Source organism: Alkalibacillus haloalkaliphilus C5, from assembly GCF_000269905.1.
GTDB classification, from domain to species: domain Bacteria; phylum Bacillota; class Bacilli; order Bacillales; family Alkalibacillaceae; genus Alkalibacillus; species Alkalibacillus haloalkaliphilus_A.
This window is the reverse complement of record NZ_AKIF01000274.1, coordinates 1-1,112: the sequence shown is the minus strand read 5'-3', so window position 1 is coordinate 1,112 and position 1,112 is coordinate 1. Positions and strand designations below refer to the sequence as shown.

The window sequence follows — 1,112 nt, the reverse complement described above, 5'->3', positions numbered from 1 at the left end:
GGTGCCCGTTAAGGCACTCCTTCTTTATGCCATTTGTCCTTGTACATGTTTATACTGGTGATATAATAATACTTTTCGGCGCAATCGATTAAAGCGTCGAAAGTCAAAGGCTTGTCGCTTAATAACTTTTGTTTGATTATTAAGTCCTTCAACGTACCCGTTGTGTAAGTTATAACCAAAGCTATTCATGATCTCTTTTTGCCAATTTTGATGCGTCTTAATCGCTTGCTCAAACTCAGGTATCTCCGATTGTTTAACGATATCGTAAAACTCATATAAACTTGCTTTAATCTCCTTTAAATGATCTGTCCCTAATTCCTTAGCCTGATCAAACCAATCACAGAACCATTCTTTGAGTAAGTAAGCGTCAGTGAGTAGTTCTGATTTATCACAATAATGGTGAAGATACCACGTTTGCTTCTCTGTTATAGTACTGCTCCGTTTCATAAAAACATGGCGCATCCGCTTGCACTTCTTACGGTCATAGTCATCAAATATGCTCTGAACACGACGACGCACACGATCCAACGCCCAATAAATACAGCGTACAAAATGAAAACGGTCAGCCACAATAATCGGGACGTTTAACGCTTGATCGACAGCAGCTTTATACGATGGACTCATATCCATCACTACAACATTTACAGTATCCGCATGATCCTTTAAATAATGATATAAGGTGGACTTCTTACGATCTTTTAAGATGTCAATCGGTTCTCGTTTGATCGGATCGCTGATAATTGTTTGAAAGCGTTCACCGTCTGTATCGCCCTTAAAGTCATCAACCGCGATAATTGGTGGTAACTGTTCTGTTTTCTCAAGAAGAGATTCACTTATCACATCAAATCGCCTCATAACTGTCGTTGGTGAAACACCGAATCTTTCCGCTGCATCCTTAAATGTTTTACCGTGGATTGTTTCAAGCCCTAAGGATTGATTAAATTCTTGTGACTGCCTTTGGTAGCGTGCTTTTTTGTATTTGGTTAAAGCACAGAGTTGGTATCAGGTAAATGACACCCTACCTTTTAAGTGAAATTGTACAGCTACTCCAACAAATATTTTAGAGCCGAAAAAACCAAAACGATTATTCGTTCGGGTTTTATGTTCATCAA

At 38.8% G+C, this 1,112-nt stretch carries 1 pseudogene; it reads right to left on the bottom strand.

What is annotated here, in order from left to right:
• Positions 1 to 24: 24 nt before the first annotated feature.
• A pseudogene (locus A194_RS19070) lies at positions 25 to 957 on the bottom strand (ISL3 family transposase); the annotation flags it as partial.
• Positions 958 to 1,112: the final 155 nt, after the last annotated feature.